We start from the raw sequence: 25,212 nt of genomic DNA, 5'->3' as shown, positions 1-25,212 counted from the left end.
GGCCGGGCGTCCGGCCGGCCCTGCCGCGGGCGGTTACGGGCGGTCGGCGTAGGAGCCGTGCTGGTGCGAGCCCTGGGGCGGGACGCCGCCGTAGCGGCCGGGGCGCTGCCCGTGCGGGTGCCGGGTCAGGTTGTAGCCGAGGACGCCGGCCAGCGCGGCCAGGAAGCCGCCGCCGATGGTCCAGTACCAGCGGCTGTTCCAGCCGGAGAACCAGCCGGTGTACCAGTGCTCCTCCTCGGCCACCGGGGCGGCCGGCTTGGCGGTGCCGGCGCCGCCGCCGACCGGCGGGACCAGCGGGGCCTTCAGTTCGCCGCCCTCGGGCTGGGCGTTGTCGGCGCCGCCCTTGGAGCTGACGTGCAGGCGGGCGCCGGCGGCCAGGCCGAGGTCGGGCTGCGGGGCGTCGCTGACCGAGAGCCGGACGTAGTAGGTGCCGGGCAGCGGGTCGCCGGACCACGGCTCGGCCCAGGTGCGGACCTCGCGCAGGGTGCAGTCCAGCGCCACGGTGGCGGTGCTCTGGTCGGCGGTGGCGTTCTGGGTGCCGGCGGTGCAGGCCTGGCGGCGGCGCAGCCCGTCGAAGACCTCGACGGTCCAGGTCTGCGGGCCGTGGCGGTCGGCCGAGGGGGCCAGGGTGACGTTCAGGCGGACCGTCGGCGTCTGGCCCTCGGAGGCTCCGAACGCCCAGTACAGGTAGTCGCCGGTGGAGATGGAGACGTCGGCGTCCTGGCCGGGGGAGAGGTTGACCGCGGTCAGGAAGGAGGTGCCGGCCTTGGTGGCCGGGGCCGGGGTGCCGCTCGCGCTCGCCGAGGGCGACGGCGCGGCGGAGGCGGCGGGGGCGCCCAGCGCGAGGGCGGGGAGCAGGGCGAGGGCGGCGAGGGCGCCGCGGATCGTCGTACGCATGGTCAGTTCTCCCGCCAGACGGCGATGCGCCAGCGTGCGATCCAGCCGAAGAGCAGGCCGAAGGCCAGGCCGGCCAGGGTGAGGGTGAGCAGCAGGATCCAGCCGCGGCCGAGGCCCATCGCGGCGCCCTCGGGGGCGGGCGAGGAGGAGGCCAGGTCGACGGTCAGTTCCAGCGGCATGCCGGGGTCGGTCTGGACGCCGGGCTGCGGGGCCAGCGAGTTGCTGACGACCAGGCAGACGGTGGTGTCGGGCTTGTCCTTGGCCGAGGAGGACGCGGAGGACGGGCTCGCCGTGACGTAGCCCTTGGAGTCGGCGGTGGACCAGCGCAGGCCGGTGGAGATCACGTCGGCGCGGGTGCTGCCGGCGTCGGTGCCGCGGACGAGCTCCTGGCCGGTGGCGCTGGTCGCCTGGAGCAGGACGCCGTAGTCGCGGTTGACCGCGCGGTCGAGCGAGACGCTGACGGAGGCGCGCAGCTCCTGGCCGGACTTGACCGGGACCTTGTAGACGCGGTGCTCGGAGAACTTCTCGCGGTCGCTGTAGACGCCGGGGGCAAGCACGGGTGCGCTCTCGCACTTGTCGGTGCCGGCGGTCTTGGTCGGGGCCACCGCGTAGGTGTCGTTGGTGCGGTCGACCAGCTGCTTGACCTTGTCGGTGAGCTGCTGGGGGGTGCGGACGTCGGTGTAGGTGCCGCCGGTGGCGTTGGCGATGCAGAGCAGCTGCTGGCGGGTCTTGTCGTCGTGCGCCAGGCCGAGGGTGTCGACCACCAGGTGGATGCCCTGGGCGGCGAGTTCGCGGGCGACGTCGCAGGGGTCGGGCGGGGTGCAGGTGTCCTCGCCGTCGGTGATGAGCACCACCCGGCGGGTGGTCTCGCCCTTGCCGAGGTCCTGCGCGGCGCCGCGCAGGGCCAGGCCGATCGGGGTCCAGCCGGTGGGCCGCAGGGTGGCGACCGCGGTCTTGGCCTCGACCTTGTCGGTCTTGCCGACCGGGAAGAGCTGCTTGGTGTCCTGGCAGCCGAGGTTCCTGTCGTTGCCGGGGTAGGTCGCGCCGAGGGTGCGGATGCCGAAGTCGGTTTCCGGCGGGAGGGCGTCGATCACCTCGTTCAGCGACTGCTGGGCCACCGAGATGCGGCTCTTGCCCTGGATGTCGGTGGCGGTCATGGAACCGCTGACGTCCAGGATCAGGTCGACCTTGGGGTTCTCCTTGGGCGCTGCTGAGGCGCCGGCTGTTGGTTCGCTGGCATGGGCGGGCAGGCCGAGGAGCAGCGAGGCGCCCGTTATCGCCAGGGCGGTCAGCAGGCTGCCGAGCCTGGTCGTCGGTCGTCGTCCGGTAGTCACGCGCCAGATCCTAGGGATCATCAGTTCGCCAAGGCCAAACGGGACCGGACGGTGCAGCCGCCCGCCGGTCCGTGAACTCCGCGAAGCGGGCGGGACCTTGTGGCTCCCGGGCATCACGCCGCTCCTACCCGCGCCCGGATAGCCTTCGACGGGACGTGGACACGGGGGCGGGGCGATGGAGCTGACTGCGGTCGGCAAGCGGTACGGGCGGCGCGGACGGTGGATCCTGCGGGACGTCGACCTGGCCGCCGGGCCGGGGGAACTGGTGCGGATCACCGGGGCGAACGGGAGCGGCAAGTCGACGCTGCTGCGACTGGCGGCCGGGATCGAGCGGCCGAGCACCGGCCGGGTGGTGCGGCCCGGTGCCACCGCGTACGTGCCGGAGCGGTTTCCGCCGGCCCTTCCGTTCGACGCCGTCTCCTACCTGGCGCGGGTGGGCCGGGTGCACGGGCTGCCGGCGGTGACGGCGCGGCGGCGGGCCGGGGAGTGGCTGGAGCGGTTCGGGATCGCGGACCGTGCGGGCACCCCGCTGAGCCGGCTGTCCAAGGGCACCTGCCAGAAGGTGGCGGTGACGCAGGCGCTGATCGCCGAGGCGCCGGTGCTGCTGCTGGACGAGGCCTGGACCGGGCTGGACCCGCAGGGCCGGGCGGTGCTGGACGAGGCGGCCGCCGAACGGGCGGCGGCGGGCGGCACGGTGCTGTTCGTCGACCACGACCCGGCCCGGCTGGCCGGGCGGACCAGCGCGGCCTACCGGATCGGTGCGGACGGCGCCCTGCGGCCGGCCGAGCAGCCGCCGGCGGGCGCCGGGCCGGCGGACGCGGCGGTGATGGAGATCGAGGTGGACCTCCCCCCGGGCGCCGTACTGCCGCGGTACCTGCCCGGCGCGCCGGAGCCGACCGCGCTGGACGGGACGGCGGTGCGCCTGGCGGTGGCGGCCGCGCAGTCGGACGCACTGCTGCGCAGCCTGCTGCTCGGCGTCCCGGCCGTACGGGTGCTGGCGGTGCGTCGACGGGAGGAGCAGCGGTGAGGCAGGTCGGGGCGCTGACCCGGTACCACCTGGAGCTGCTGGTGCGCTCGCACGCCTGGCTGCCGCCGTTCCTGGCGTTCGCGCTGCTGCTGGTGATCGGCGTGTCGGCGGGCGATCCGCTGCTGGGCGGCCTCGGCTACGGGGCGGGAGCGCTGCTGCCGGTGAGCGCCTGGTTCGTGCGCGCCGTGCTGACCGCCGAACCGCCGGCCGCGCGGGCCTGCCTGGTCGCGGCGGCGGGCCCGGCACGGGTGCACCTGGCGGCGCTGCTGGCCGCGCTGACGGCGGCCCTGCTGCTGGCGGTGGGTCAGGTCGCAGCGGTGTGGTGGGTCAGCGGAGCGGTGGCCGACCCCGGGGCCCGGTGGGATCCGGGCGTCGGGCGGGCGCTGCTGGCCGGGCTGTCGACCTCGGTGGTGTGCGCGCTGTCCGGGGTGGTGGCGGGGGCGTTGGGCAACCGCCCGGTGGTGGTCCGCTCGCCGTACGGGATCCTGGCGGCGCTGGGGCTGGCCGCGGCGGCGCTGGTGGCGCCGTTCTCGCCGGCCAACGCGGCGGTGCGCGCCCTGGTGGCGGCCGCGCGGACCGGGCGGGTGGCCCTGCCCTGGGGCGAACTGGTGCTCGCCACGGCTCTGCTGGCCGTCGTCGGTGCCGGCGCGGCCGTTCTGGCGGGGCGGCGGGCGCCGTGAGGTGCGGGGGATGATGCCGGCAATGGCGGACACACCGGGGCGAAGAGCCGATGCGCGTGGTCCGTGCTCGTTAGATTGACGGATCTGGGCGCGGGCGCCGCCGCACCGGCGCCCCGATCCGGCTCCTCCGCCTCCCCCAGGACGGTTCGTGGCGACACCCTCCGCCGTGATGAGATCCGCCCGGCCGGCCCGGTCGGTGCCGACCGGGCGCACCACCGAGCTGCTGCTGGTGCTGACCGCCGTCCTGGCCGCCGCGTTCGGCTACATCGAGGTGGGCGCCAACCTGGACGGCGCGGTGCCGGCCGACGCGGCGGCCTACGCCGCCGTGCTGGGCGTGCCGGCCCTGGCGGCGCACGCCGTCGTCCGGTGGCGGGCCCGGTACGCGGATCCGCTGCTGCTGCCGATCGCCGTGCTGCTCAACGGGATCGGGCTGGTGGTGATCCACCGGCTGGACCGGGCCACTCCGGGGCGGGCGGCCGCCTCGGCCCAGCTGCTCTGGTCGGGTCTGGGAGTGGCGCTGTTCATCGCCGTCGTGCTGCTGGTGCGCGACCACCGGCGGCTGCGCCGCTACGCCTACCTGGGGGCGCTGCTGGCCCTGGTGCTGATGGTGCTGCCGATCTTCTTCCCGCCGGTGTACGGCTCGCGGATCTGGATCGTGGTCGGGCCGCTCTCCTTCCAGCCGGGGGAGTTCGCCAAGGTGCTGCTGGCCGTCTTCTTCGCCGCCTACCTGGCGGTGCACCGGGACGCCCTGGCGCTCACCGGCCGCCGGGTCTGGCGCTGGCAGCTGCCGCGTGGGCGGGTGCTCGGGCCGGTGCTGCTGATCTGGGCGGCCTCCGTCGGCGTGCTGGTGCTGGAGACCGACCTCGGCACCTCGCTGCTCTTCTTCGGCCTCTTCGTGGTGATGCTGTACGTGGCCACCGCGCGCACCGGCTGGATCGCGATCGGCCTGGGCCTGGCGGCGGTCGGCGCGGTGACGGTCGGCCTGCTCTCACCGCACGTCCACAGCCGGGTGGCGGACTGGCTGGACCCGCTGGGCTCGATCGCGGCGGGCCGGGGCGCCAACCAGCTCGCCCAGTCGCTGTTCGCCTTCGCCTGGGGCGGTGAGCTGGGCACCGGGCTGGGCAACGGCCACTCGGTGCTGATCGGCTTCGCCGCCAAGTCGGACTTCATCCTCGCGACCATCGGCGAGGAGCTCGGCCTGACCGGGCTGATCGCGGTGTTCCTGCTCTACGCGGTGCTGGTCTCGCGGGGGTTCCGGACCGGCATCGCGCTGCGCGACCCCTTCGGGCGGCTGCTGGCGATCGGCCTGGCGGCCATCGTCGGCCTGCAGGTGTTCGTGGTGGCCGGCGGGGTGCTCGCGCTGATCCCGCTGACCGGGATGACCATGCCGTTCATCGCCCAGGGCGGCTCCTCGGTGGTGACCAACTGGATCATCGTCGCGCTGCTCGTGCGCATGAGCCACGACGCCCGGCAGCCCGCCCCCGAGGGGCCGTGATGGCGCGGATCCGGCTGCGGGGGAACGGCCCGCAGGGGCTGCCCGGGATCTCGGTCACCGGGCGCCGGGCGGCCACCTTCTGCCTGCTGCTGGTCGCGGCGCTGTGCGTGCAGGCCACCCGGGTGCAGGTCTTCGAGGCGGCGGACCTCGACCGCAACACCGCCAACCAGCGGCTCACCGTCGAGCGCTACGCCCAGCCGCGCGGGAACCTCCTGGTCGGTGGCGAGCCCGTCACCGGCTCCCGGGCCACCGGCGGCCGGTACGCGTACAAGCGCACCTACACCGACGGCCCGGCCTACGCCGCCGTCACCGGCTTCGCCTCCCAGGCGTACGGCACCACCCAGCTGGAGGCGACCGAGGACGGCCTGCTGACCGGCACCGACGGACGGCTGACCGGCTGGGCGCTCTGGGACGCGATCACCCGCAGGCAGAGCCCCGGCGGGGACGTGCACACCACGATCGACCGGGCCGCCCAGCAGGCCGCGATGAGCGGGCTCGGCCGCCAGAAGGGCGCGGTGGCGGCGATCGAACCGGCCACCGGGCGGATCCTGGCGCTGGCCAGCACGCCCTCCTACGACCCGGGGAGCTTCGCCGGAGCCGGCGGCGCCGACCAGACGGCCTGGAACCGGCTGCAGACCGACCCCGACCAGCCGATGCTCAACCGGGCGCTGCGCCAGACCTACCCGCCGGGTTCGGCCTTCAAGGTGGTCACCGCCGCGGCCGCGCTGGCGAGCGGGGTGGTCACCGATCCGAGTGCGCCGACCGCGGCGCCGTTCCCGTACGTGCTGCCGGGGACGACCACGGCGCTGGTCAACGACAGCGCCGTCTGCGACCGGCCCGGGCAGTCGCTGGACGCGGCGATGACCGCCAGTTGCAACAGCGTGCTCGGCTACCTCGGGGTGCGGACCGGGCTGGAGCGGATGGTGGCGACGGCCGAGGGCTTCGGCTTCAACGACCCGGAGCTGGACGTTCCGGTGCGAGCGGCCCGGTCGAACTTCGACACGCGGATGGAGCCGTCGCAGCTGGCGCTGTCCTCGATCGGGCAGTTCGACACCGCGGCCACCCCGCTGGTGATGGCGATGGTCGCGGCCGGGATCGCCAACGACGGGACGGTGATGCGGCCACAGCTGGTGGACAGGCTGACACGGAGCGACGGGACGGCGGTGGAGGTGATGAAGCCGGCCGTGTACCGGCGCCCGCTGACGCCGGCGGTGGCCGGGCAGGTGCGGACACTGATGACCGACGTGGTGGAGAACGGCACCGGTGGCAACGCCCGGATCGCCGGGGCGGTGGTCGGCGGCAAGACCGGCACCGCCCAGCACGGGGTGGACAACAGCGGAACGCCGTACGCCTGGTTCATCTCCTGGGCCAAACCGGCCGGCTCGGACGCCGTGCCGCCGGTCGCGGTGGCCGTGGTGGTCGCGGACAGCGGTGCCTCGGACGTCACCGGGGGCGCGCTGGCGGCGCCGATCGCGCGGGAGGTGATGCGGGCGGTGCTCGACCGCTGAGACCGGCCGGTAGCCGCGCTGAACTGGCCTTTTACCCCGCCTTGAGAGGGGTCTGCCGTGTGCGAAGTGTCCGGTTCGTTACCTTCGGTACTACGGTTCGTACAATGCGGAGCCCGGGACTGTTCGTTTGCGACACTGGTGCATTCGGGGGGTACTGTCCCATCTTTGTTCGGTTGGTCCCCGATGGCACCCCCTCGTGCCCCGGGTGACCGGACACTAGGACACCCTCCCCCGCCTAGAAGGATCGCGGTCTTGGCCAGCAACACCCTTGGTGCGCGTCTACTGCGACGCAAGCCCGTATCGTCCCTGATCGCGGAGAGCGACGGCCACAGCGGCCTCCCGGCCGGTGCGCCCGAGGAGGGCGGACGCTCCGGCATCCACCTCCGCCGCTCCATCGGGCTCTGGCAGCTGTCCGCGATCGGCATCGGCGCCACCATCGGCACCGGCATCTTCTTCGTGCTGAGCACCGCCGTCCCCGCGGCCGGCCCGGCCGTCATCCTGTCCTTCGTGATCGCCGCGATCACCGCCGGACTCACCGCGCTCTGCTACGCCGAGATGGCCTCCGCGATCCCGGTCTCCGGCTCCTCGTACTCCTACGCCTACGCCACCCTCGGCGAGGGCGTCGCCTTCGGCGTCGGCATCTGCCTGCTGATGGAGTACGGCGTCTCCGCCTCCGCGATCGCGGTCAGCTGGGCCGAGTACCTGAACAAGTTCCTCGACCTGGCGTTCGGGTTCAAGATCCCCGAGCAGCTCTCCGCGGCACCGGACAGCACCCACTGGTTCAACCTGCCGGCGCTGCTGCTGGTCGCGATGGTCTGCTTCCTGCTGATCCGCGGGGTCAGCGAGTCGGTGAAGGTCAACGCGGTCATGGTCGGGATCAAGATCCTGATCCTGCTGCTGTTCGTCGGCGTGGCGCTCACCGGCTTCCACTCCGGCAACCTCACCCCGTTCATGCCGCTCGGCATCGGCGGTGTGCAGGTCGCCGCGTCCAGCATCTTCTTCTCCTTCATCGGCCTGGACGCCGTGTCCACCGCCGGTGAGGAGGTCAAGAACCCGCGCCGCACCCTGCCGATGGCGATCATCATCTCGCTGGTCGTGGTGACCCTGCTCTACATCCTGGTCGCCCTGGCCGGCATCGGCGCCCAGCCGTGGAACAAGTTCGACGGCCAGGAGGCCGGGCTCGCCCAGATCCTCCAGGACATCACCGGCCAGAGCTGGCCCGCGATGGTCTTCGCGATCGGCGCGATCATCTCGATCTTCAGCATCACCATCGTGGTGATCTACGGCCAGACCCGCATCCTGTACTCGATGGGCCGCGACGGGATGCTGCCCAAGCGCTTCGCCGAGCTCTCCCCGCGCACCGGCACCCCGGTCTGGAACACCATCGTGGTGGGCGTCGGCGTGGGCGCGCTGGCCGCCTTCGTGCCGCTGAACATCCTGGCCGACATCACCAGCCTCGGGACGCTGATCGCCTTCTCGGTGGTCTCGATCGGCGTGATGGTCCTGCGCCGCACCCAGCCCGACCTGCCGCGCGGCTTCAAGGTGCCCGGCTACCCGGTCGTCCCGCTGGTCAGCGTCGCCTTCTGCGTGTACCTGATCACCGGTCTGCACGCCGACACCTTCCGGGCCGGCGGGATCGCCCTCGCCGTCGCGGTGGTCGTCTACTTCGGCTACAGCATCAAGCACTCCAAGCTGGAGCAGAACGAGGAGCAGGCCGCCCCGGTCGACAGTCCGACCGTCTGACCAGGCCGTTATCCAATCGTGAAGGGCCGCCGCTCGGTACGGCACCCGGCGGCCCTACGCGCGTAGCGCCCCGATCGGCGCGGAACGCCATGGCGACAGGGCCCGCTCGGCACCCATAACCTTCCACCATGGTGAGCACCCGCACGCCCGGCTTCTCCCGCCCGCGCGGCCGCTTCACCGGCCGCGCCAGAACGCCGGCCCAGACCGTCAGCGCCGAGGTGCCGTCCAGACCCGGACGGCCGCCGAGAGGCTTCTCGACCCGGCCGTTCCCCCGACAGCGTGGTGAAAGCACGTTTCCGCCCACGCCCGATCGGTGGAATCCCGCCCGGCTCGCCTCGCTGCGCTCGGTCCAGCTGCTCGGCTGTCTGGTCGCGGCCGGCTGGGCCGCCGCCTTCCCCCTGGTCTCCGACCTGCCCAACCAGCGGCTGTGGGGCCTGGTCGCGGCCCCCGCCTACCTGCTGGCCGGGCTGTTCTGCCTGGCCCTGCCGCGCCCTTACGCCCCGCAGGCCGCCGCCGCGGTCGCCCTCGCCGGCGCCGTCTTCGCCCCCCTGGGACTGCTCGCCCTGAGCGGCCGCCACCAGTCCGAGGTCATGGTGGTCGAACGCTCGGCCCACCTGCTGCTCACCACCGGTGACGCGTACCTGCCGCACCCGGTGGTGGTCACCGACTACAACCCCTACCTGCCGGCCATGGCCCTGTTCGGGTTGCCGCGCCAGCTGCTCGGCAGCTCCACCGCCTTCACCAGGGTCGCCGGCGACGCGCGCATCTGGTTCGCCCTGACCTTCGTCGCCTGCCTGCTGTGCGCCTGGCGGCTGCTGCGGCCCAGCCGGGACCGCGCGCCGCTGCTGCCGCTGGCCGTGCTCACCGCCTCGCCGCTGATAGCGCTCGCCCTCGCCGTCGGCGGAGTCGACCTGCCGCTGATCGGGGTCTGCTGCCTGGCCATGGCGCTCGCCGAGCGGGACCGGACCGTCGGCGCCGGCCTGGTGCTCGCCCTGGCCTGCAGCCTCAAGTGGACCGCCTGGCCCGCCCTGCCGGTGGCCGTCCTGCTGCTCTGGCGGCTGTACGGGCGCCGGCCCGCCGCCCGCACCGCGCTGATCGGGGTCGGGGTGAGCGCGGCGGTGATCCTGCCGTCCGTCCTGACCCAGCCGGACCAGGTGCGCGACCAGGTGGTGCGCTTCCCGCTTGGGATGACCGCGATCCGCACCCCGGCCGGCAGCCCGCTGCCCGGCAAGGTGCTGGCCGGCTTCGGGCCCACCGGGCACTCGATCTCGCTGGCGCTGATGACGGTGGCCCTGGTCGGGGTGGCGATCTGGCTGCTGGCCCGGCCGCCGGTCTCCGCGATCGCGGCCGCCGACCTGCTGGCCGCGGGCCTGGCGATCGCCTTCACCCTCGCCCCGGCGGGGCGCTTCGGGTACCTGGCGCTGCCGGTCGTGCTGGTGATCTGGCCCCGGCTGGCGGCCCGGCGCTGGAGCAGCCGCCGACCCGTCCCGACCCGGCTGCTGAACGCGCCGCAGCCGGTGCTGCCGGGGCGCTGAGGTCCCGACCGACGGGCGGAACGGCCGAGGGCCGGAGCCTGCGGGGGACGGACCGGGGCCCGCGCGACCGTCACGGTCGAACGGGCTCCGGGAGCCCTCCCGCTCAGCGGCCGGCGGCCGCCTTGAGCAGCGAGGCGACTGCCGGGCCGGCCGCGTCGACGCCGTGGCCGCCGCCCTGGACCTCGGCGGCGACCGCGATGTTGCCGCGGAAGGCGGTGAACCAGCTGTTGGTGGTGGACGCGCCCTGCACCTCGGCGGAACCGGTCTTGGCGCCCGCGTTGTCGGTGATCCCGGCCATCACGTCCTTGGCCGTGCCGCCGACGGCGGTCGCGTTCATCATCGCGCGCAGCTTGGTGGCGACGTCCGGCGCGATCTGGCGGGCCGCCTGCTGCTGCGGCAGGCCGGCGACCAGGATCGGCTGCTTGAACGCGCCGCTCTGGACGGTCGCGGTGATCGAGGCGATGGCCAGCGGGTTCATCTGGACCTTGCCCTGGCCGATGTAGTTCATGGCCTGCTCGTCCTTGCTGCCCGGCGTCGCCGGCACCTTGCCGTCGGCGTTCGGCAGGCCGGTCTTCCACTCCAGGCCGATGCCGTACACGTCCTTGGCCGTGGCGGCGAGCGTCTCCGGCTTGAGGCTGGTCAGGCCCTGGTTGATGAAGGCCGTGTTGCAGGACACCATGAAGTCCTGCTGGAGGGTGTTGTTCGGGAAGGCGCCGGGGAAGTCGTTCGGGATCGCCACCGGGTTGCTGCTCTTCTCCGGGCAGGCCACCACGGTGTCCGGGTTGATCCCGGCCTCCAGCAGGGCCGTCGAGGTGACGATCTTCATCGTCGAACCCGGGGCGAGCAGGCCGGTGAAGGCCCGGTTCTGACCGGTGGCCGGCGCGTTGGCGAAGGCCAGCACCTGGCCGGTGCTCGGCTCGATCGCGACGATGGAGCCGGACTTGCCGCCCAGGTCCGTCATCGCCTTCTCGGCGGCGGCCTGGACGGTGTTGTCGATGGTGACCTTGAACGGCTTGCCGGGCTTCGGCTCGACGATGGTGAACAGCTTGTCGGGCGCGGTCTTGCCGGCGGGGTCGGTGATCACCACGGCGCTGCCCGCGTCCTGGTCCTTGTTCGGGTCCGGCGGCAGCAGCTTGCGGGCGTTGTCCTGGAGGCTGGCCATCAGCGCCGGGGTGAGCGAGGCGCCCTGCAGCGGCTTGCCGTTGCGGTCCACCACGGTGGACGGCGGGGCGAAGACCTGCTGGGTGGCGATCGTCTCGGCGCCGGACAGGTGCGGGTGGATCACCGACGGGGCCCAGTGCACGGCCGGGGTGTTGTCGCTCATCTTCACGACGCTCAGGAAGCCGTTGTAGTCCCAGACCCGGCTGGTGCCCTCGAACTCGGCCCGCGCCTTGAAGCCCATCAGGACGCCGGTCGGCCCGGGGGTGGCGGACGGCGAGTCGGTGGCCCCGGGGGTGCCGGTGCCGGACGGGGCCGCGGAGGCCGCGCCGGTGGGCTTGGCCGGGGTGGGCGTGCCGGTGGCGGAGGCGAAGGCCTGGGGCGTGGCGGGGCCGGCCGGAGTGAGGGTCAGCGCGCTCGGCTTCACCGAGTCCTTGAAGGCCGTCAGCGCGGTGGTGGCCGTCGCCGGGTCGTCGGTCAGCGCGGCGGCCTTGGCGATGTCGCCGGACGCCCAGGCCGCCAGGAAGTCCTTCGCACCGCTGGCGGCCTGGTCGGCGGAGGGCGGCTCGGCCACCACCGTCCGGGCCTTCTTGCCGTCGGAGGACCCGGAACCCGAGCCGCCCATCAGGCTGTAGGCGCCGTAGCCGCCGCCCGCCAGGACGACGACGGACACGCCGGTGATGATGCCGATCTTCGCGCCACTGCGCATGGTGCAGGTCCCCCAGGGTCTCGCGGCCGGGCGCAACCGGCCGGGGGCCGGAAACGCGGTACCTCCCCACCCTAGGCAGGGCGGATCGGTGCGCCGACGAAACGCCCGGGACTTGTGACGGATCTGGTACGTGTCGTGCACCGCGTACGGACGGTTCGGGGGTGCCCTGTGTGGGCGGACGGTCCGGCGGCGCCAACCGGGCCGGGGCCGGGCCGGGTGCCGCGACGCGGCTCAGATCCAGGTGTTGAACCACATCCGGCTGCGCCAGTCGTCCAGCGGGATGGTCTGCCCGGTGAACAGCGGGAAGAAGTACAGGAAGTTCCAGACGATCAGCAGCACCAGCAGCCCGGCCGCCGTCGCCCCGATGATCCGGCGGTCCCGGGGGGCGCCGGGCGGCCCGATCAGGGCGCCGAGCAGCATCGTCACGGCGAGCACCAGGAACGGGACGAACACCACCGCGTAGAAGAGGAAGATCGTCCGCTGCTGGTAGAGGAACCACGGCAGGTAGCCGGCCGCCAGGCCGCACAGCAGGGCGCCCGCCCGCCAGTCCCGCCGGAACGCCCAGCGCCACAGGCAGTACACCAGCGCCACCACGGCCGTCCACCACAGCAGCGGGGTGCCCATGCCCAGCACCTCGCGGGCGCAGTCGGCGGCCGTGCAGCCGGCCTGGCCGAACTTCGGGGACTCGTAGTAGAAGGAGACCGGGCGGCCCAGCACCAGCCAGGACCACGGGTTCGACTGGTAGGTGTGGGGGTCGCTCAGGTGGGTGTGGAACTCGTAGACCGTCGAGTGGTAGTGCCACAGGGCGCGCAGGCCCTCGGGTATCCACGGGTAGTCGGTGGAGCGGCCGACCGCCCAGTCCCGGCCCCAGCCGCCCCGGCCGGGCGCGGTGCTGCTGGCGAACCAGCCCCACCAGGAGGCGAGGTAGACGGCCACCGAGACCACGACGACCGACACGAAGGCCGGCACCACGTCCCGGGCGAGCACCGCCAGGTACGGACGCGGCGCGCCGGCCAGCCGGCGGGCGCCGACGTCCCACAGCACGGTCATCACGCCGAAGGCCGCCGCCACGTACAGCCCGCTCCACTTGGTGGCGCAGGTCAGGCCGACGCAGACGCCGGCCGCGATCCGGTACGGGCGCCAGCCCAGGTGCAGCCGCTGCGCCGCCCGCGCGTCGGCGACCCCGCCCAGCCGGGCCGCCAGCCGGGCCCGGGTGCGGTCGCGGTCCAGCAGCAGGAAGCCGAAGGCGGCGAGCATCCAGAACATCACCACCAGGTCCAGCAGCGCCGCCCGGCTGAGCACCAGGTGCAGGCCGTCCACCGACAGCAGCAGGCCGGCCACGCAGCCCAGCAGGGTCGAGCGGAACATCCGGCGGGCGATCCGGGCCAGCATCAGCACCGACAGGGTGCCGAGCAGCGCCACCGCGAAGCGCCAGCCGAAGGGGTTCATGCCGAACAGCTGCTCGCCCGCGCCGATGATCCACTTGCCGACCGGCGGGTGCACCACGTACGAGGGCGTCGCGCGGTACGGGACGGCCGCGCCCGGCGTCATGATCGTCGTGTTGGCGTCCTCCGGCCAGCTGATCTCGTAGCCGCCGTGCCAGAGCGCGTAGGCGTCCTTGGCGTAGTAGGTCTCGTCGAAGATGATCGCGTGCGGCTGCCCCAGGTTCGTGAACCGCAGCAGCCCGGCGAACACCGCCACCGCGATCGGACCCAGCCAGCCGGACCAGCGGCACAGCAGGTACCAGAGGCCCTGCGGCAGCCGGACGCCCAGCCGCAGCAGCAGCGGTGACTGCGGGACGTCCCGCGCGGTCACCCCGGAGCCGTCCGGCATCGGGGGCGCCAGGCGCTCGGTGAGCGTCGCGGTCGGGCCCGGGCGGTAGCCGTACCGGGCCAGGCGCTCCCGCCAGCCCGGTGCCGCCTCCGGGGGCGACGCGGGCCCGGCCCCCGTGGTCGGAGCCGGGCGGGGGGACGGCAGGCCGACACCGCCCTGCGCGGAGTGGTCCGTACCAGTGGGCGTCTGCGCCGCCGTGTCGCCGTTCATCCGCCACATCGTAGGGGCGCTCTTCGCACGGTTGAGCGGTCCCTCGGAAGCTGCCCGAATCATCACCAAACGCCCCGGGGTGGCGGAGCTGCGAGGATGGGGCCCGTGACAGGAGTACTCGTTCTCGCAGGCACCCCCATCGGCGACGTCTCGGACGCCCCGCCCCGACTGCTCACCGAGCTGGCCGCGGCGGACGTCATCGCGGCCGAGGACACCCGGCGGCTGCGCCGGCTCACCCAGGCGCTCGGGGTGACCCCGACCGGGCGGGTCCTCTCCTACTTCGAGGGCAACGAGGTCGCCCGCACCCCCGAGCTGGTCGAGGCGCTGCTCGGCGGTGCCCGGGTGCTGCTGGTGACCGACGCCGGGATGCCCTCCGTCTCCGACCCGGGCTACCGGCTGGTGGCGGCGGCCGTCGCGGCGGAGGTGAAGGTCACCGCCGTCCCCGGGCCGTCCGCGGTGCTCACCGCGCTCGCGCTGTCCGGCCTGCCCGTCGACCGGTTCACCTTCGAGGGCTTCCTGCCGCGCAAGACCGGGGACCGGGCCCGGCAGCTGGCCTCGATCGCGGCCGAGCCGCGCACCATGGTCTTCTTCGAGGCGCCGCACCGGATCGCCGAGGCGCTGGCCGCGATGGCCGAGGCCTTCGGGCCCGAGCGCCCGGCGGCCGTGTGCCGCGAGCTCACCAAGACCTACGAGGAGGTCAAGCGCGGGCCGATCGGCGAGCTGGCGGCCTGGGCGGCCGACGGGGTCAAGGGCGAGATCACCGTCGTGGTGGCCGGCGCCCCGCCGGCCGCGCCCCGGGAGCTGACCCCCGCCGAGCTGGCCCGGCTGGTCGCCGTCCGCGAGGAGGCCGGGGAACGCCGCAAGGAGGCCATCGCGGCCGTCGCGGCGGAGCTGTCCGTGCCCAAGCGGGAGGTCTTCGACGCCGTCGTCGCGGCCAAGAAGGACGGGCTGGACGAGGTTCTGAAAAAGGGGTGAATTCCGGGGGTTGCGGGGCTGGCGGGGAGTCGTACCTTGGAATGAGGCCCCGATAAACCCCCGCTCAGCTGAAGTTTCGGTCGCGGTTCCGGCAGTTCGGGAGGCCCTTCGTATAGGACTTCCCAATGCGCATCCAATTCTTCACAAGCAGGGCTTCGGTCGGGGCGGTCCGGGCATTTCCTGGAACGGAAAGACCCAGCCGGGCGAGCGCCCGACGGGCACTGGGAGAAGGCTATGAGCGACACGATCGGTAGCCCCCGCAGTGGCAACGCACTGGGCGCACCCGGACTGTCCGGGCGGCCGCACACTCCCGTCGAGACCGTACGGGAGGCCTACTCCTTCGCGTGCCTGCGCTGCGGGTACGGCTGGGAGCAGGCGTACGACATCGAGCACCACGTCGCCAAGGACGGCCACGTCGTGTTCGAGTACCACGCCAACGGTGTCCGGGTACCGTCTCCGCTGCTCAAGCCGACCTGCCCGGGGTGTGGCGGCCACACCGTCCGGATCATGCGCGAGGGCCGGGTGGCCTCCGCCGACCAGCCCTGGCAGCACGCCCCCGGCTACCCGGCGCACGCCGAGCCGGCCGGGGCGCCCCCGGTGCCCAGGCCCGAGAAGGACAAGCCGCGCGGACGCTGGGCCCGGTTCTGGTCGCGGCTGCTGGGCTGACCGCCGGCACGGGGAGCGCGACCGGGCCGCCCACCGCGAGCAGCGCGGCGGGCGGCCCGGCGGGTGCGGGCCGCGGGGTGCGGCCCGTTGCGCCGGGGCGATCGCGGGGGCAATGCGGTCGAGGCGGGTGTTCGGGCCCGACTAAGCTTTCCGACCATGGCGGCCACTGCAGAGCACAGCACCACCGGGGCGAGCGCCCCGGCGTACTACGTTTCCACCCCGATCTACTACGTCAACGACCGTCCGCACCTGGGCCACGCGTACACCACGGTGGCGGGCGACGTCCTCACCCGCTGGCACCGCCAGCGCGGCGAGAAGGTGTGGTACCTGACCGGCACCGACGAGCACGGCCAGAAGATCATGCGGACCGCCGAGGCCAACGGCGTCAGCCCGCAGGAGTGGTGCGACAAGCTGGTCGAGGAGGCTTGGAAGCCGCTCTGGAAGCACCTGGAGATCGCCAACGACGACTTCATCCGTACCACCGAGGAGCGGCACACCGCCCGGGTGCAGGAGTTCGTCCAGGACCTGTACGACAAGGGCGAGATCTACAAGGGCGGCTACTCCGGCCCGTACTGCGTCGGCTGCGAGGAGTTCAAGCTCCCCGCCGAACTGCTGGACGGCGCCACCGAGGACGAGAAGCTCTGCTCCGTCCACAAGCGGCCGGTCGAGTGGCTGGAGGAGGAGAACTACTTCTTCCGCCTCTCCGCCTACGGCCCCAAGCTGCTGGAGTTCTACGCCGCCAACCCGGGCTTCATCCAGCCCGCGTCGGCCCGCAACGAGGTGCTGCGCTTCGTCGAGCAGGACCTGAAGGACCTCTCGATCTCCCGCTCCACCTTCAACTGGGGCGTCCCGCTGCCCTGGGACGAGAAGCACGTCCTCTACGTGTGGGTGGACGCGCTGCAGAACTACATCACCGCGGCCGGCTACGGCAGCGACCCGGAGCGCTTCGCCGAGCTGTGGCCGGCCTCCGTCCACCTGGTCGGCAAGGACATCCTCCGCTTCCACGCCGTCATCTGGCCCGCCGTGCTGATGGCCGCCGGCCTGCCGCTGCCCAAGCGGGTCGTCGCCAACGGCTGGCTGATGGTCGGCGGCGAGAAGATGTCCAAGTCCAACCTGACCGGCATCGCGCCCACCGACCTCACCTCGCACTTCGGCGTGGACGCGTACCGCTACTACTTCCTGCGGGCGATCCCGTTCGGCACGGACGGCTCGTTCTCCTGGGAGGACTTCACCGCCCGGTACACCTCCGAACTGGCCAACGACTTCGGCAACCTGGCCTCCCGGACCGCCGCGATGGTCGGCAAGTACTTCGGCGGGGAGCTGCCGGCCCCGGCCGCGCACGGTGCGGCCGAGCAGGCCGTCGCCGACGGGCTCGCCGCGGCCGTCGCCGCCGCCGACCTGAAGATCGGCGAGGAGCTGGACTTCGCCGGCGGCCTCGCGGCGATCTTCGAGTTCGTCAAGCAGGTCAACGGCTACCTCACCGAGCAGGAGCCGTGGAAGGTCGCCAAGGACGACTCGGCGGAGGGCCGGGCGCGCCTGGCGACCATCCTCTACACCGCCGCCGAGGCGCTGCGCGGCACCGCCGTCCTGCTCAACCCGGTGATGCCGGCCACCGCCGAGAAGCTGTGGGCCTCGCTGGGCGCCGCCGAGGGCCTCGGCGCGCTCGCCGAGCAGACCGTCGCCACCGCCGGTGACTGGGGCCGGCTGCCCGCCGGCGCCACCGTCACCAAGGGCGAGATCCTGTTCCCCCGCCTGGAAGAGAAGCCGGCCTCCTGATGCCCGCCAAGGACGACGACCGGTCGACCCCGCCGCCGCTGCCGGAACCCCTGGCCGTGGCGGTGGCCGACTCGCACACCCACCTCGACATGCAGGCCGGCACCCCGGCCGAGGGACTGGCCCGGGCCGCCTCGGTCGGCGTCACCACGGTCGTCCAGGTGGGCTGCGACGTGCCCGGCTCGCGCTGGGCCGCCGAACTGGCGGCCCAGTACGAGCAGGTGCACGCGGCCGTCGCCCTGCACCCCAACGAGGCGCCGCGGATCTTCCTCGGCGACCCGGACAGCTGGTCCGGCCAGCGGCGCCCGGCGGGCGGCCGCGCGGCGCTGGACGAGGCGCTCGCCGAGATCGACGCCCTGGCCGCGCTGCCGCAGGTGCTCGCCGTGGGCGAGACCGGCCTGGACTACTTCCGCACCGGGCCGGAGGGCGTGGAGATCCAGAAGGAGTCGTTCCGCCGCCACATCGAGATGGCCAAGCGGCACGGCAAGGCCCTGGTCATCCACGACCGGGACGCCCACGAGGACGTCATCGCCGTCCTGCTGGCCGAGGGCGCCCCGGAACGGACCGTCTTCCACTGCTACTCCGGCGACGCCGAGATGGCCAAGGTCTGCGCCGAGCACGGCTGGTACCTCTCCTTCGCCGGCCCCGTCACCTTCAAGGCCAACCAGCCGCTGCGCGACGCCCTGCTCGCCACCCCGCTGGACCGGATCCTGGTCGAGACCGACGCGCCCTTCCTCACCCCGCACCCGTACCGGGGGCGGCCCAACGCCCCGTACCTCATCCCGGTCACGGTGCGGTCGATGGCCGCGACCCTGGGGCTGCACGAGGACGAGCTGTCGGCGGCGATCGCGGAGAACACGGCCCGGGCCTTCGGGTACTGAGCCGGGCGGCCTCCGGTCCGGCGGGTCCGGGTGGTGATCCGGATCGGCGGGTCCGGGCGGTGATCCGGATCGGCGGGTACGGGTGGTGATCCGGATCGGCGGGTCCGGGCGGCGCCCTCCGCGCCCGTATCCTTGGCGCGTGAGCACCACCGACCCCACCCCTGACAGCCGCCCCCAGCCCCCGGCCGGGGGGACCCCCTTGCTGGGCAGCGCCGACATCCGGGAGCTGGCGGCCGCGTTCGGCGTGAAGCCGACCAAGCAGCGCGGGCAGAACTTCGTCATCGACGGCAACACCGTGCGGCGGATCGTCCGCGCCGCCGAGGTGACGGAGCAGGACGCGGTGGTGGAGGTCGGGCCGGGGCTCGGCTCGCTCACGCTGGCGCTGCTCGAGGTCGCCCGGCACGTCACGGCGGTCGAGATCGACCCGGTGCTGGCCCGGCACCTGCCGGACACCGTCGCAGCCCGGATGCCCGGTCGTGCGGACTCCTTCGACCTGGTCCTCAGCGACGCCATGGAGGTCACCGAGCTGCCCGGGCCGGCGCCCACCGCACTCGTCGCCAACCTGCCGTACAACGTCGCCGTGCCCGTCCTGCTGCACATGCTGGCGACCTTCCCCAGCATCGAGCGGACCCTGGTCATGGTGCAGAGCGAGGTCGCCGACCGGCTCGCCGCCAAGCCCGGCAACAAGGTGTACGGCGTCCCGTCGGTCAAGGCCAACTGGTACGCGGACGTGAAGCGGGCCGGGGCGATCGGGCGCAACGTGTTCTGGCCCGCCCCCAACGTCGACTCCGGGCTGGTCTCGCTGATCCGCCGCGAGCCGCCGAGGACCACCGCCAGCCGCGAGGAGGTGTTCGCGGTCGTCGACGCCGCCTTCGCCCAGCGGCGCAAGACCCTGCGCGCCGCCCTGGCCGGCTGGGCCGGCTCCGCCGCCGGGGCGGAGCAGGCGCTCGCCGCCGCCGGGATCGACCACAAGCTGCGCGGCGAGATGCTGACGGTGGAGCAGTTCGCCGCGATCGCCGAGCACAAGCCCAAGGACATCGTGTGATCACCGTACGGGTGCCGGCCAAGGTCAACGTCCAGCTCGGGGTCGGCGGACTGCGCGCCGACGGCTTCCACGACCTGGCCAACGTCTTCTTCGCCGTCGCGCTCGGCGACGAGGTCACGGCGAGCGAGTCGTCCGACGGCATCACGCTGTCCTGCTCCGGGCCGGACGCCGAAGCCGTGCCGCTGGACGACAGCAACCTCGCCGCCCGCGCGGCCCGGCTGCTCGCCGCCCACCACGGGATCGCCGACCCCGCGGTGCACCTGCACATCGCCAAGGCCATCCCGGTCGCCGGCGGCATGGCCGGCGGAAGCGCCGACGGCGCCGCCGCGCTGGTCGCGTGCGACGCGCTGTGGAAGCTGGACACCCCCGTCGGGACGCTGCTGGAACTGGCCGCCGAACTGGGCTCCGACGTGCCGTTCGCCCTGGTCGGCGGCGTCGCGCTGGGCCGCGGCCGCGGCGAGATCCTGGAGCCGCTCGCCGTCTCCGGCACCTTCCACTGGGTCTTCGCGGTCGCCGACGGCGGCCTGTCCACCCCCGCCGTCTTCCGCGAGTGCGACCGGCTGCGCGAGGAGGCCGGCACCGGCTCCGGCGACACCGACGTCCCCACCCCCGACGCCGACCCGGCCCTGCTCGCCGCGCTCGCCCAGGGCGACGCCGTCGCCCTCGCCGCCGCGCTCGCCAACGACCTGCAGCCCGCCGCGCTGTCGCTGCGTCCCTCGCTGGCGGCCACCCTGCGGGCCGGCACCGAAGCGGGAGCGCTCGGCGCCCTGGTCTCCGGCTCGGGGCCGACCTGCGCGTTCCTGGCCAAGGACGCCGACGCGGCCGCCGCCGTCGCCGAGGCGCTGCGCGCCTCCGGCACCTGCCGCACCGCGCACGCCACGTACGGGCCGGTACCGGGGGCGTCGGTGCTGTGAGTCCGTCGTTGTACGGGCCGGTACCGGGGGCGTCGGCGCTCTGAGCCCGTCGTTGTACGGGCCGGTACCGGGGGCATCGGCGCTCTGAGTCCGTCGTTCGGGTCACCTCCAGCCCATTAGGCTGGGGTGACCGGGGTGCCCCCGAGACGGGGGCGGGCCCAGCCCCCACCCCGCAACCGCCGAACCCAGGAGCGCAGCACACGTGGCCGTCAACCTCGCCACCATCGAGTCCGTCACGAAGGTCTACGGCACCCGCGCCCTGCTGGACGCGGTCAGCCTGGGCGTGAGCGAGGGCGACCGGATCGGCGTCGTCGGCCGCAACGGCGACGGCAAGACCACCCTGATCCGGATGCTCGCCAAGCTGGAGGAGCCCGACGGCGGCCGGATCACCTGGAACGGCGGCCTCCAGCTGGCCGTCCTCACCCAGCACGACTCGCTCGACCCCACGGCCACCATCCGGCACGAGGTCATCGCCGACCGCGCCGACCACGAGTGGCTCGGCGACGCCCGCATCCGCGACATCATCGAGGGCCTCTTCGGCGGCCTCGACCTGCCCGGCTTCACCGACGGCCTCGACACCGTCATCGGCCCGCTCTCCGGCGGCGAGCGGCGCCGCATCGCCCTCGCCAAGCTGCTGCTCGGCTCGCCCGACCTGATCGTCCTGGACGAGCCCACCAACCACCTCGACGTCGAGGGCATCAACTGGCTCGCCCAGCACCTGCAGAAGCGCCGCTCGGCACTCGTCTGCGTCACCCACGACCGCTGGTTCCTCGACCAGGTCTGCACCCGGATGTGGGACGTCCAGAACGGCGAGGTGCACGAGTACGAGGGCGGCTACTCCGACTACGTCTTCGCCCGCGCCGAGCGCTCCCGGATCGAGGCCGTCGAGGAGCAGAAGCGCCAGAACCTCGCCCGCAAGGAACTCGCCTGGCTCCGCCGCGGCGCCCCCGCCCGCACCTCCAAGCCGCGCTACCGGATCGAGGCCGCCAACGCCCTGATCGCGGACGTGCCGGAGCCGCGCGACAAGAGCGAGCTGAGGAAGTTCGCCAACGCCCGCCTCGGCAAGACCGTCTTCGACCTGGAGAACGTCACCGTCAAGGCCGGCCCCAAGCTGCTGCTGGAGAACCTCACCTGGCAGCTCGGCCCCGGCGACCGGATCGGCCTGCTCGGCGTCAACGGCGCCGGCAAGACCTCGCTGCTGCGCGCCCTGCGCGACGCGTACGCCTCCGAGGGCGACGTGCAGCCGGCCTCCGGGGTGATCAAGGTCGGCAAGACCGTGCGGCTCGCCTACCTGTCCCAGGAGGTCGCCGAGCTGGACCCGGCCACCCGGGTGCTGCAGGCCGTCGAGCAGGTCCGCTCCCGGGTCGACCTCGGCAAGGGCCGGGAGATGAGCGCCGGTCAGCTCTGCGAGCAGTTCGGCTTCGGCAAGGACAAGCAGTGGACGCCGGTCGGCGACCTGTCCGGCGGCGAGCGGCGGCGGCTGCAACTGCTGCGGCTGCTCATGGACGAGCCCAACGTGCTGTTCCTCGACGAGCCCACCAACGACCTGGACATCGAGACGCTCAACCAGCTGGAGGACCTCCTCGACGGCTGGCCCGGCTCGATGATCGTCATCAGCCACGACCGGTTCTTCATCGAGCGGACCACGGACGTGGTGCACGCGCTGCTCGGCGACAGGAAGATGCGGATGCTGCCGGGCGGCGTCGACGAGTACCTGGAGCGGCGGGCCCGGATGGCGGCCGCAGCCGCCGCGACCCCCGCTGCCGCCGCCCCCGCCCCGGATGCCGAGGCCGGCGCCGCCCCCGGACTGTCCGGCGGGGACCTGCGGGCGGCGAAGAAGGAGATGCAGAAGCTGGAGCGGCAGATCGCCAAGCTCGACGAGAAGGAGTCCAAGCTGCACGCCCAACTCGCCGAGCACGCCGCCGACTTCTCCAAGGTCGCGGAGCTGGACGGGCAGCTGCGCGCCGTCCGGGAGGAGAAGGAGGAGCTGGAGATGACCTGGCTGGAGCTGGCCGAACAGGTCTGAGGCGCTCCTTGCCGGGCCGGTACGGGCCTGGGTCACTCCCTGCCCAGCAGGCTCTCCAACTCGTCCGCCGCACGGCCCAGCGCGCTGAGCGCCGGGTCGTGCGGCGCCGTCGGACGGGCCGTCGGCCCCGTCGGCGGGCGGTGCTCCCGGGCCGCGGCCGCCAGTTCGTCCAGCGCCCGGCGCACCCGGTCGGTCTCCTCCGGATCGGGCACCCGGCCGCCGTACCGCACCTGCGCGGCGAAGGCCGCCACCGCCCCGGCCAGCCGCTCCAACGCGGCGGTCGCCGGCAGCCACTGCTCGGCCAGCCGCCCGGTGGGCGGCGGTTCCGCCAGCCCCTGCCGCACCTCCTGACGGGCGTCCGCCAGCGAGCGGTAGGCGGTGCGGCGCAGCCAGACCCCTCCGGAGCCCTGTCCGGTCACCGCGTCGAGATAGGCCCGCAGGGCGCTGGTCGCGGCCACCAGGCGCGGCTCGATGCGGTGCCGCGGGCGTTCCGGCCACAGCAGGTAGCCGAACAGCAGCACCACCGCACTCGCGAGGACCGAGTCCAGCACCCGGGGCCAGAACTCCACGTCACTGCGCTGCCCGCCGAGTTGGAGCAGCAGCAGCGCCATCGGGGTCATCACCACGGTGTTCAGCCCGTAGTGAGCGGCGGTGGCGTACGGCAGCAGGGCGACGCACAGCGCGGCCACCGCGAGCAGCGCCCACGGCCCGGTGGTGAGCGACAGCAGCGCCGCCGTGACGACCACGCCCACCACCGTGCCGACCGCCCGGCTCACCGCGCGCAGGAACACCGAGCCGAGATCCGGCTTCAGCACGAAGGCGATCGTCATGGGCACCCAGTAGCCCTTGCTGAGCGGGTAGTGGGCGGTGACCGCCGCACCGACGGCGATGCACAGCGCGACCCGCAGCCCGTACCGGACCGAGGGACGCGACCACAGCCGCGCCCGCAACCGCCACGGGTCGGGCGGAGGCGGGGGAGCCGTCCCGAGGTCCGCCTCCCGCCCCGCCACGACGTCCGCGGCCGCGCGCAGCGCCACGTCCAGGGCCTGCCGCGCCGGGGTGTCCGGCCGCCACCGGGGCACCACCACCTCGCCGCCGCCCTGCCGCACCGCCGCCGCCAACCGCCCGGGCACCGCGGCCACCTCCGGCGGGACGGGGCGCCAGGCCCACAGCAGACCGGTCGCGGCCTCGGTGGCGGCCAGAGCCGCCTCGTACGCGCGGTGGAGACCGCTGCCGCCGGGCGGGTTGGGCCCGAGGTCCTGGAACTGGTTCAGCCGGGCGGTCAGCACCCGGCGCGATCCGGCACCCCGGGGAGTGCCCAGGTCCGCGAGGGTGCGGCCGAGCGCCTCGTAGACGGCGGCCAGCGCACGGCGGCGGGGATCCGCCCCCGAGCGGTGACCGGCCCCCACCGGCAGCCCGAGGACGACCACCAGCCCCGCGCCCGCCGGCATCATCGCCGCCGCCGCCCACCACGGGTGCGGCAGCGGCATCCCGCCACCCAGCGCCGCCGACACCAGCAGCAGCATCCCCGCCGCCGACCCGCGCGGACCGGTCGCGCTCACCGCCCCGGACACGAAACCGACGAGCGTCAGCGCCCCGCCCAGCACGCCCGCACCCACCTGGGCGTGCTGCAACGCCGAACCGATGAGCATGCCGAGCGCGGAAGCCGACACGGCCGTCGCGATCCGGCCGATCCGCCGCCGAACCGGCTCGACCCGGTCGTTCATCGTGGCGTGCATGGCACCGAGCCCCGCGAACACCGCCAGATCCATGCGGTGCGTCAGCAGACCGACCGCCAGCGGCACCCCCATGCCGAGCGCCGCACGGACCATCAACACCCACGGCACCGGCGGCCGGGCAGGGCGCACGGCGCGGGCCCACCAGGAGGTGGCCAGGGAGGAGCTCATGCGGTCACGTCCGTTCTGCGGCCTCGGGTCGCTGCTGTGCGACATTGCGCGGCAGATGGGGCGTACCGGACCAGTCTACCGAGGCACCCGACGGCCGCCGCCACGTGTCAGGTTCGTACCGATCGCGCCCGGGCGGGCCAAGGGCCCTGCCGGGCCGACAGGGGCGGTGGCTACGATGACGGAGGGGAAAACCGCCCCAGGACGGGCGGTCACACCGACCAGGACGGCAAGACCGAGAAGTTGACGGTGCGTAGCGGCGGGAAGCACCCGGGCATTGCCCGGAGCGCCCTGCCGTACGGGGGAGAGGTGAACTGCTGTGGCAGATGACGGCAAGCCGGTGACGACCACCAACCCGACGAATCCCGCGGGAACGGGCCCCGCACCTTCGCCCACTGACGCCAAACCGTACGTGCTGCCCACCAACCCGAAGATGTACGGCCCCACGATCAGCGAGTCGCAGACGTACGGGGACGCCAACGCGCTGGTCGCCGCCTTCGGCAAGCACGACGTCAAGGTGGAGCTGGACACGCTCACCACCTTCGCCACCAAGATCGAGGCACTTCTCGCCGCGATGGACGGATCACCGGCCGCGCCGTACAAGCTCGAGGAGCAGAAGCTGTCCCAGGGAAGCTTCGTGAGCGGGGGATCCGCGCACCAGTTCGTGGAAGCGGTCACCCTCTCCAGCACCTACGACAAGGTCCACACCCAACTCGTCAAGCTGCACAAGGACTTCCTGTCGCAGATCGAGGCGATGAAGAAGGCCGTGACGAGCACGGAGGGCAACTACCGGACCAACGAGGACCAGGCGACCGCCGATCAGAACGCGGTCGCGAAGAGCTCGGGCGTGACGGGGACGACCGGACCTGCCGGCAAGAACGACCTGTGACGGCGGTCGA

The 25,212-nt window shown here is 73.6% G+C and carries 19 protein-coding genes; 14 read left to right on the top strand and 5 right to left on the bottom strand.

What is annotated here, in order from left to right; translation table 11 throughout:
• Positions 1-33 precede the first annotated feature (33 nt).
• Both ABT247_RS07285 and ABT247_RS07280 read right to left on the bottom strand, forming a co-directional pair.
• Complete coding sequence (locus ABT247_RS07285) at positions 34-897, bottom strand: peptidase (RefSeq protein ID WP_350739311.1); 864 nt, start codon at positions 895-897, stop codon at positions 34-36.
• Between the two features lie 2 nt (positions 898-899).
• Positions 900-2,231 carry a VWA domain-containing protein gene (locus ABT247_RS07280; RefSeq protein WP_350739308.1) on the bottom strand — a complete coding sequence of 444 codons (1,332 nt, stop codon included), beginning with the start codon at positions 2,229-2,231 and terminating at the stop codon, positions 900-902.
• Positions 2,232-2,406: 175 nt separating this feature from the next.
• Here ABT247_RS07280 and ABT247_RS07275 point away from each other — a divergent pair, with 175 nt between their 5' ends.
• From ABT247_RS07275 to ABT247_RS07250, 6 genes are all read left to right on the top strand, one after another.
• Positions 2,407-3,258, top strand: coding sequence for an ABC transporter ATP-binding protein (locus ABT247_RS07275; protein ID WP_350739306.1), 852 nt, complete (start codon positions 2,407-2,409; stop codon positions 3,256-3,258).
• Entirely contained in the window at positions 3,255-3,938 is a 684-nt protein-coding gene (locus tag ABT247_RS07270) for an ABC transporter (RefSeq protein ID WP_350739303.1), read from the top strand. Before ABT247_RS07275 ends, ABT247_RS07270 begins: the two co-directional genes overlap by 4 nt.
• Before the next feature lie 169 nt (positions 3,939-4,107).
• On the top strand, positions 4,108-5,433 hold the full coding sequence (locus ABT247_RS07265; RefSeq protein ID WP_350739300.1) for an FtsW/RodA/SpoVE family cell cycle protein: 1,326 nt from the start codon (positions 4,108-4,110) through the stop codon (positions 5,431-5,433).
• Positions 5,433-6,941 carry a penicillin-binding transpeptidase domain-containing protein gene (locus ABT247_RS07260; protein ID WP_350739296.1) on the top strand — a complete coding sequence of 503 codons (1,509 nt, stop codon included), beginning with the start codon at positions 5,433-5,435 and terminating at the stop codon, positions 6,939-6,941. Before ABT247_RS07265 ends, ABT247_RS07260 begins: the two co-directional genes overlap by 1 nt.
• 183 nt (positions 6,942-7,124) lie before the next feature.
• Positions 7,125-8,684 carry an amino acid permease gene (locus ABT247_RS07255; protein WP_502892399.1) on the top strand — a complete coding sequence of 520 codons (1,560 nt, stop codon included), beginning with the start codon at positions 7,125-7,127 and terminating at the stop codon, positions 8,682-8,684.
• A gap of 128 nt (positions 8,685-8,812) precedes the next feature.
• Positions 8,813-10,219 carry a glycosyltransferase 87 family protein gene (locus ABT247_RS07250; RefSeq protein WP_350739290.1) on the top strand — a complete coding sequence of 469 codons (1,407 nt, stop codon included), beginning with the start codon at positions 8,813-8,815 and terminating at the stop codon, positions 10,217-10,219.
• Positions 10,220-10,322: 103 nt separating this feature from the next.
• Here the strand turns inward: ABT247_RS07250 and ABT247_RS07245 are convergent, their stop codons facing one another.
• Positions 10,323-12,086, bottom strand: coding sequence for a penicillin-binding transpeptidase domain-containing protein (locus ABT247_RS07245; RefSeq protein WP_350739287.1), 1,764 nt, complete (start codon positions 12,084-12,086; stop codon positions 10,323-10,325).
• 231 nt (positions 12,087-12,317) lie between these two features.
• A complete protein-coding gene (locus tag ABT247_RS07240; RefSeq protein ID WP_350739284.1) occupies positions 12,318-14,129 on the bottom strand; it encodes a dolichyl-phosphate-mannose--protein mannosyltransferase in 1,812 nt (603 codons plus the stop codon).
• A gap of 105 nt (positions 14,130-14,234) precedes the next feature.
• Between ABT247_RS07240 and rsmI the strand changes: the two genes are divergently transcribed.
• The 7 genes from rsmI to ABT247_RS07205 all read left to right on the top strand — a co-directional run bounded on the left by rsmI (position 14,235) and on the right by ABT247_RS07205 (position 22,409).
• On the top strand, positions 14,235-15,104 hold the full coding sequence (gene rsmI / locus ABT247_RS07235) for a 16S rRNA (cytidine(1402)-2'-O)-methyltransferase (RefSeq protein ID WP_350739281.1): 870 nt from the start codon (positions 14,235-14,237) through the stop codon (positions 15,102-15,104).
• A gap of 234 nt (positions 15,105-15,338) precedes the next feature.
• Positions 15,339-15,770, top strand: coding sequence for a hypothetical protein (locus tag ABT247_RS07230; protein WP_350739278.1), 432 nt, complete (start codon positions 15,339-15,341; stop codon positions 15,768-15,770).
• Positions 15,771-15,926: 156 nt separating this feature from the next.
• Positions 15,927-17,546, top strand: a complete 1,620-nt coding sequence (metG, locus tag ABT247_RS07225) for a methionine--tRNA ligase (protein ID WP_350739275.1) — start codon at positions 15,927-15,929, stop codon at positions 17,544-17,546.
• Positions 17,546-18,424: a TatD family hydrolase gene (locus ABT247_RS07220; protein WP_350739272.1), complete on the top strand. Its 879-nt coding sequence runs from the start codon at positions 17,546-17,548 to the stop codon at positions 18,422-18,424. The genes metG and ABT247_RS07220 overlap by 1 nt, the downstream gene beginning before the upstream one ends.
• Positions 18,425-18,563: 139 nt before the next feature.
• Complete coding sequence (gene rsmA / locus ABT247_RS07215; protein WP_350739268.1) at positions 18,564-19,469, top strand: 16S rRNA (adenine(1518)-N(6)/adenine(1519)-N(6))-dimethyltransferase RsmA; 906 nt, start codon at positions 18,564-18,566, stop codon at positions 19,467-19,469.
• A complete protein-coding gene (locus tag ABT247_RS07210; protein ID WP_350739265.1) occupies positions 19,466-20,383 on the top strand; it encodes a 4-(cytidine 5'-diphospho)-2-C-methyl-D-erythritol kinase in 918 nt (305 codons plus the stop codon). The genes rsmA and ABT247_RS07210 overlap by 4 nt, the downstream gene beginning before the upstream one ends.
• Before the next feature lie 202 nt (positions 20,384-20,585).
• Positions 20,586-22,409 carry an ABC-F family ATP-binding cassette domain-containing protein gene (locus ABT247_RS07205; RefSeq protein WP_350739262.1) on the top strand — a complete coding sequence of 608 codons (1,824 nt, stop codon included), beginning with the start codon at positions 20,586-20,588 and terminating at the stop codon, positions 22,407-22,409.
• Between the two features lie 32 nt (positions 22,410-22,441).
• On the opposite strand, the gene ABT247_RS07200 is transcribed toward ABT247_RS07205, so the two are convergent.
• The gene (locus tag ABT247_RS07200) at positions 22,442-24,316 is read right to left on the bottom strand and encodes an FUSC family protein (RefSeq protein WP_350739260.1); all 1,875 of its coding nucleotides are present in this window, start codon (positions 24,314-24,316) and stop codon (positions 22,442-22,444) included.
• A gap of 316 nt (positions 24,317-24,632) precedes the next feature.
• Here ABT247_RS07200 and ABT247_RS07195 point away from each other — a divergent pair, with 316 nt between their 5' ends.
• Positions 24,633-25,202, top strand: a complete 570-nt coding sequence (locus tag ABT247_RS07195) for a DUF2563 family protein (protein ID WP_350739257.1) — start codon at positions 24,633-24,635, stop codon at positions 25,200-25,202.
• The last annotated feature ends 10 nt before the right edge of the window (positions 25,203-25,212 follow it).

This window comes from Kitasatospora sp. NPDC001539, assembly GCF_040298565.1.
Lineage (GTDB): Bacteria > Actinomycetota > Actinomycetes > Streptomycetales > Streptomycetaceae > Kitasatospora.
Note: the sequence above shows the minus strand (reverse complement) of the source record. Positions and strands in the feature narration are given on the sequence as shown.